Below are 7,171 nucleotides of genomic sequence, written 5' to 3' on the forward strand. Positions count from 1 at the left end.
TATGATGACTTTATCCCCTGAATTGCAGTCAAGTTTAGAAAGTAAAATCAAACAATTTGAGGAGGAAAGAACCATGCCTTTAATGAGTAATATGGAATTGCGAGGAATAGAACAGGGTAAGAAGATTGGCAAGGAAATTGGGGTGTTAGAAAATAGCCGCGATGACATAAAAACAGTTTTAACTGTGCGGTTTGGAGAGATTTCTTCAGAAATTGAAGAGATAATCGGCAAAATCACTAACCCTACTATCTTAGAAGAGCTACTAAAATTAGCAGCTACCGCTAATTCTCTCGCAGAATTTAGGCAGTCTTTGGCAAGAATCCAATAATCTTATCCTAATATATAGAAAACGGGTTTCTCGGAGAAACCCGTTTTCTGTATAATCTTAATTTTTGTTACAGGGGTCTTGACAAATTCGGGATTGTTGCCCAAAAATAGTCGCAGTAAACCTTTGCAGTTAATGTCATGACTTCTACCCTGTTGCCCCTCCTTCCTTCTGTTTACGATGTTTTGTTCAATTTCGCTCAATCTGATGGTTTTTGGGCGAATTTAGAAACCGCTTTTGGCACAAGTTATGATGTGGTTAAAGCGACGCAATTACGACAGCAGTGGCAAAGCCGAGATTTCACTCAACTTCCTGAGATTGAGGTTGTCAGTGATGAGGTTTTAGGAAAGGCGAATGGTGCTTATGCGATCGCTCTTAAGGAGATTTACTTAGGGTTAGCTGAATATCAGTGAAAGCTTTGCTAGAAAGGGGTTTAGGTTTTTTGGTCAAGAAAAATGCCAGAAACAAACCGAGAGTAGTTCACACTCTTATTTAACGGTGGTGGGCAATGTCTATCCTGGGAAAAACTACGGGGTGAGCAATATCGGTCTTCGGGCATTTAAACGAATCCCGCACGGGCCTGTCACAGAGGAGCGTGCGAGCAGGTAATCGGTAGAGCGCCCCGTGGTTTTGTCCTTAACGGTGAAAGTGATCGAGCCATCTGACGACTGTTCGATACCGGCCGGTCCGTCTAGAAAAGCTCCCTCTCGAACGGTAGCGACCGGTTTGAAAGTGCCTTGTATTTCCACAAAAAGGGACTGACGGGTAATTCCCCACAACGGCTCCTTATCCACTTTTTGAAACAAACTCAACCAACTTCCGGCGAGTGTCTTGGGAACAGCGATCGCTATCGCCAGTGGCCCTGCTTTTATTTCCCTAAGAAAAGGATCGCGGAAACGACCAGCGTTAGTTACGAAAGTTCTCCCAGAGTGAGTGCTGTCGATGTACCACCCAGTTATACCGTTCCGACTCCGCGCACTTTCTCCTGAAAGTATGGTGGTGACAGTAATCCCATCGTAAAAGAACAACTCATCTTTTATGCCTCTGAGCAAAATACCTCGTAATCGCGGGACATCATAAACAGGGTAAACAAGACTAGCACCCCGTGCGATCGACCCCATCTCTTTCGCTTTTCCAGCAATGATCTCCAAGGTGGTGAGGGATGATCGTCCCCAAAATGTAGCGAGATGACCAGTGATCAATACGCGATCCAACGCCTGGCTGTAAACTCCCTGAGCGAGGAGACAATTACCCCAGAAACGATGCCAAAACGAGCAGGGCCGCTCGTAGAGTTCGGGAAGTGCCTTCGGTGTACCAAGGGTAGGGGGGTTAGCATTCAGATCGAGCCGGGCTATGTAATCGATTTGTCCTCCATCGATCCAGAGCCAACCATCTTGTGTCGAAACCAGAGCGTCAATCTGGCCGTAATCGTATTGCGGGGCCCTCACCGATACCAGAGGCGTTGGAGTGCCTTTCCGTTTCAGTAGCAGGGTATCGACACCGGAGACGACCACCTCAAACGATTGGCCCCGCGTTGGGATTGTTACTCGTGCTGTTTTATTCGGGGATAATGTTAATCTCGTCTCGGGTTTTCGCTCTACTGGTGAGAGGCAATATTTATCTAAAGGTTCGGCTATAACTCGCGGAATGTTAGCGACGAAAATTAAAAAAAACAATCGAAAAATAGGTCGCCACCCATTCCGATAATCATACCGACCACCCCAAGAATGGCTAAATAACATAAGCGGTTTCTGTGACATTTTCCCGACGCTGATTGCCTGCCTTCTCGACTTGTCCTTAACCTACAATATCACTACCGGCAATCCCGAAGTTAAGCAACCGACCACACATCATCAGGTAAATTAAATCAAGTTTATTGTGCTTAATTAGTAAAACTTATGCAAAAAAAAAATAAAGATAACTTATATGTATTGACGAGACAAAAAAATGCTACTAGGATAGTAACAAGTATTAATTAAAGAGTTGACGGTCTCCGATGGTGATCGTTGTACAATCAGCTATCATAGCTTTCTGTCCCAGGAGAATCCTCTTACAGAGTCAATCCACCCTGAAAGCACGAGAACGATTTTGTGACAATATTCATAGTGAGGTAATCCAGTTATGGTTAAAAATGCAGTACCTTCAACAAAAATATTAGATCATCCAAACCTTTCTAGTAATGAAATTAGACTTCTGTCTCAATTTGCAAATGCCGTTTACAATGACACAGTAGACGTGTCTGGTTGGGAAGTAATTACTCCTATACTTAGAGACTACGGATTATCACGAGATTTAATTCGAGGTAATTCTTTCGCCAATGCTGATCTTTTAAATGTTTTTAACGGTGGGGGAGATGCCAATGCCGTTGTTGCAAAACAAGGAAATACCCTAATACTAGCTTTTAGGGGAACTGATTCATTTCGAGATACACTCGATTGGCCAAAAACTTTTGATCACTTCCAACTGTTTTATCCTTTGTTTGAAGCTTTGCGTCAATATAGTCTAGCGAATCCAATTAGTAAGCTGTGGGTAACGGGGCATAGTTTGGGTGGTGCTATGGTAGAACACTATTTGGATCAATACAAAGGTGATTTTATTAATGGTGTTGCTTTTGCTTCCCCTCGGGCAAGTTTAAATGATAGTGATACAAGACTTTTAAACATTGGTCATGAAAACGATATTGTTTATTCAATATCTGGACTAAGAGATAATAACGCTAATTCAACAACCAATATTTATACCGTTATTGGAGAGGAACATGGTTCTGGATTTACTAAAGAGCATAGTATGTCTGAGTATATCTACACCACAGATCGAATCCTCAAGTCAGCATATTATGATCGAATGGGGCGTGATAGCCTGTTAATCATAGATAGAACAGATGTTGCAGATGATATTTATGACGAAATCCCTAATTTTTCTAATCCAGATGCTTTTATCTTGGGAGAGGATGATGATGATGATGTTATCCAATCAGGTCGAGGGAATGATGTCTTAGAAGGTTTAGGCGGCAACGATTATCTCATTGGAGATTATTTCTCTTCTTTTAGTGGAAATGACACTCTTGATGGAGGTAAAGGAAATGACACTCTTGACGGAGGAGAAGGTGAAGATATTGCTATCTATTCCGGCAACTTCAAAGATTACAAACTAACTCTGTCAAAGATAGATAAAAAGACAGTTACTATTACCCATAATGGTGGCACTAAAGAAGATGGAACAGACACCCTGACCAATATTGAATTTGCTCAGTTCAAGGACAAAAAAGTTCCTCTCAAGGGATTGGATCTAGCATTCGTTATCGACACAACTGGCAGCATGTGGGACGACATTGGTGCGGTCAAAGCCAGTGCCAGCAACATCATCAACAAGATCTTCGATGACAGTCTTCCTTTCTCCCGAGTTGCCGTAGTAGGTTATAACGATCCAGGGACGAACACATTCCTCTCCTTCACCGATCAAGAAGATATAGATGATCGCAAAATTGCAGCCATCAATGCCATTAATAGCATTTCAGTGGGTGGCGGCGGTGACTTTCCTGAATTAGTCAACTCGGGATTGCTCCGTGCCTTGTCTGGTGGTGCTGGCGAATGGAACAAAGAGGCTATTTCCCGTTCGATCATCCTGTTCGGCGATGCACCACCCAAGGATACTGAGCTTCGCGCTCAGGTGCTGGAGCTTGCTGCCAATATTGGTGTCTCAATTCCCAGCACGCTCAGGTCAATGTCTATCGTCGGTGACATCGAAACCAGTAGCGTTACCACAGGTCTCACCGCAACGAGATTTTCTGTCTCAACAGTGGACGCAGAAGGAACTGAGGAAACTTTTCCTGTTCAAATCTTCACGATCTTGATCGGTAATGATCCGACAACAGCCGCTGATTTTAACAGTCTTGCCACCGAAACGGGCGGTAAAGCTTTTACCGCAGCGGACGCGGGAGAAATTGTTCCCAAAATCTTAGAAGTGATCGACGAAGTTACCACAATTGTCACCTTAGCTGTCTCTCCTGGAAGTGTTACTGAAGATGGGACAACTAACTTCGTCTATACCTTCACTCGCACCGGAGCAACAACTGATGCTTTGACCGTCAATTATACAGTCGGGGGGACAGCCACTTTTGACACAGATTACACCCAAACTGGTGCAGCAAGTTTCACCGCAACCACAGGGACAGTTACTTTCGCTGCTGGTTCAGATACTGCGACTGTAACAATTGACCTCACTGCTGATACAAATGTTGAAGATGATGAAACCGTAACTTTAAACCTTGCTCCTGGGACAGGTTATGCCATAGGTACGACTGACGCAGTTGTGGGAATCATTACTAATACTGATACTGATACTGAAACTCCTAGTAACCAAGCTCCCACAGATTTAGCCTTAAGTGCGACCACAGTAGATGAAAATGTCCCTGTTAACACAGTAATTGGAACATTTTCTACCACAGACCCCGATAGTGGTAATAGCTTTACCTATAGCTTAGTTACAGGAACAGGAGACACAGATAATACTGCCTTCTTGATTGTAGGGAATCAATTACAGATTAATAATTCTCCCGATTTTGAAACCAAGAATAGTTACAGTATTCGAGTAAAAACCACCGACCAAGGGGGACTAAGTTTTGAGAAAACCTTGACAATTACTGTCAATGATGTTAATGAAAATCCTAGTAACCAAGCTCCGACAAATTTAGCCTTAAGTGCGACCACAGTAAATGAAAATGTCCCTGTTAATACAGTAATTGGAACATTTTCTAGCACAGACCCCGATACTGGCAATACCTTTACCTATAGCTTAGTTGCAGGAACAGGAGATACAGATAATACTGCCTTCTCGATTGTAGGGAATCAATTACAGATTAATAATTCCCCAGATTTTGAAACCAAGAATAGTTACAGTATTCGAGTAAAAACCACCGACCAAGGGGGACTCAGTTTTGAGAAAACCTTGACAATTACTGTCAATGATGTTAGTGAAACTCCTAGTAATCAAGCTCCCACAGCCCTAATTTTCCAAAATGCTGTCACCGAGTTAGCTGAAAATGTCAATGTCACACCAGAATTTAAAGTCGCCGATCTCCTGATTGAAGATGATGGTTTAGGAACCAATAATCTCTTCCTCACGGGACGGGATAGGGAGCGCTTCTTAATTCAGAATTCGGCTCTTTTCTATGTCGGTTTTACTCCTAATTTTGAAGCCCAAAATAGTTACGAAGTCACCGTCAATGTCGATGATACAACCGTTGGTGTCACCCCCGATCTCACCCAAACCTTAACTTTAAACATCACCGATATCAATGAAGCTCCCACAGCCCTAATTCTGGCCAATAGCACTAATGCGATCGCTGAAAATACCGATACCAGTCAAGGTGTAAAAGTTGCCGATATTCAGATCAGCGATGATGCCTTGGGGACAAATAGCCTTTCTTTGTTGGGCAGTGATCAGAGCAGTTTCCAGATTCGTGGCCGGGAATTATTCTTCATCGGTAAGGCTGATTTTGAAGCCCAATCCCTCTATAACTTGACAGTTGCGGTAACGGATACTACCATCAACCCGGCTCCCAATGCCACGCCAGACGCAACGGTTAATTTCACCCTAGAAATTACCAATCTACCCGACCAAGCCGTTAATCCCCAGGCCCTCCAATTTAACAATACGGGTAATGGACAAGGTTCTCTGGTTTTCAACTTTAGTAACTTGCCCGGTAGCATACAGGTGACAGCCATTGAGGAAGGACTTAGACAGACGGGAGCTTTCTTCAATAACGTTGTCGGTCTCTATCCAGTGGCCGATGATAACGGAGCCGTTTTTGATAGCCTCGATTTAGATGGAGATGGCAACGCGACAGAGTTAATTCAACCCGGTCAAGCGGGTTATGCCCGTAGTGCCTTAAGTCAAGCAGTGAATAACTTCATTTTGCGGGCCAGTGGGGAAGGAGCAAACCAAAGCACCACCGCCGCTGAATTTGGAGATGTGCTGTTGGAAGGGGGGCGACGCTACGCACCCTTTGTGATTGCCAATGGGGGCAATCCGGGAGAAAGTCTGCAAGGGAGTATTCAGGCATTTTTGACCAAGAATCCCGATAACGTGGCGGCTACCCTAGAAAACTATATAAGTCATGAAGTGGCCTACTTCTCCTTTGGGGCGGCAAATCCCGATGGGGCGGAACATTTACGGTCAAGGGGGAATAATATCTTTGGCTTTGAGGATTTACCCGGTAACTTACCCAATATCAGTGATAACGACTTTAATGATGGGATTTTGGCGTTTAATTTTATTGCTTAATCATCCCTTGCTGGTTTGACAAACCATTTCCTCTGGGAGTTGGCGGTGGTTGTCTTTTTCTAACTGCGAATCACCGTCATTTGTCGCCCCACAGGCCTCATTGCCGTTTCTGATTAATGGTGGCATGGCTGGCTTCCAATCCAGCCATGATTCATATAGCGTTTTTCAGTCTGCTGAGGTACAAAAGTTATGGGTTTTAGGCAAAAGGCAAGATGCAAAAGGCAAGATGCAAAAGGCAAAACGGAAGAAAATAGGTGTACCTCACTAGCTTGGGAAACGCTATAGTTATTTCAAATAAGAACGAGACACTAGCCTGAATTATTCACCAATTGCCAGCCGTTTTTTAGCCAGATCGCTGAAAGACTTTCCTAGCAAGACTTTTAAGTATCTTCCCAAATCTTCATCAATAAAGCAGGCTAAGTAGGGTCTGCTGAAAAAGTTTGTTGGTGGGGGCAGGGTGTGGGGTGTGGGGTGTGGGGTGTAGGGTTTTACCGATTTTGAGGTAGTCAGTTACCTAATTTTCAGGGAAAAAGTACCTGAATTTTACCCCCGATCCCTCCA

Annotated in this window: 6 protein-coding genes; 4 read left to right on the plus strand and 2 right to left on the minus strand. The window is 43.8% G+C overall.

Translation table 11 applies throughout. The annotated features are described in order from the left end of the window. Positions 1-328 (plus strand): hypothetical protein (locus IM496_RS09160; RefSeq protein ID WP_287661780.1); only part of this gene is annotated, 328 nt, incomplete at its 5' end. 137 nt (positions 329-465) lie between these two features. Beyond that, positions 466-738: a hypothetical protein gene (locus IM496_RS09165; RefSeq protein WP_187602869.1), complete on the plus strand. Its 273-nt coding sequence runs from the start codon at positions 466-468 to the stop codon at positions 736-738. Positions 739-852: 114 nt separating this feature from the next. Here IM496_RS09165 and IM496_RS09170 read toward each other — a convergent pair whose 3' ends face one another. Then, a complete protein-coding gene (locus tag IM496_RS09170) occupies positions 853-2,067 on the minus strand; it encodes a hypothetical protein (protein ID WP_287661781.1) in 1,215 nt (404 codons plus the stop codon). A gap of 254 nt (positions 2,068-2,321) precedes the next feature. Between IM496_RS09170 and IM496_RS09175 the strand changes: the two genes are divergently transcribed. Next, positions 2,322-2,483 (plus strand): hypothetical protein, encoded by a 162-nt coding sequence (locus tag IM496_RS09175; RefSeq protein WP_287661782.1) that lies wholly within the window; start codon positions 2,322-2,324, stop codon positions 2,481-2,483. Between the two features lie 77 nt (positions 2,484-2,560). Beyond that, positions 2,561-6,610, plus strand: a complete 4,050-nt coding sequence (locus IM496_RS09180; protein ID WP_287661783.1) for a cadherin domain-containing protein — start codon at positions 2,561-2,563, stop codon at positions 6,608-6,610. Here IM496_RS09180 and IM496_RS09185 read toward each other — a convergent pair whose 3' ends face one another. Further along, on the minus strand, positions 6,611-6,736 hold the full coding sequence (locus tag IM496_RS09185) for a hypothetical protein (protein ID WP_002738347.1): 126 nt from the start codon (positions 6,734-6,736) through the stop codon (positions 6,611-6,613). Between the last annotated feature and the right edge of the window lie 435 nt (positions 6,737-7,171).

Origin of the sequence: Microcystis sp. M049S2 (genome assembly GCF_020245625.1) — a bacterium.
GTDB lineage: Bacteria > Cyanobacteriota > Cyanobacteriia > Cyanobacteriales > Microcystaceae > Microcystis > Microcystis ichthyoblabe_A.

What these genes read in the sequence shown, in the direction of transcription:
- IM496_RS09165 (WP_187602869.1), top strand. Translation starts at nt 466, where the DNA reads ATGACTTCTACCCTGTTGCCCCTCCTTCCTTCTGTTTACGATGTTTTG.
- IM496_RS09170 (WP_287661781.1), bottom strand. Translation starts at nt 2,067, where the DNA reads ATGTTATTTAGCCATTCTTGGGGTGGTCGGTATGATTATCGGAATGGG.
- IM496_RS09175 (WP_287661782.1), top strand. Translation starts at nt 2,322, where the DNA reads ATGGTGATCGTTGTACAATCAGCTATCATAGCTTTCTGTCCCAGGAGA.
- IM496_RS09185 (WP_002738347.1), bottom strand. Translation starts at nt 6,736, where the DNA reads ATGCCACCATTAATCAGAAACGGCAATGAGGCCTGTGGGGCGACAAAT.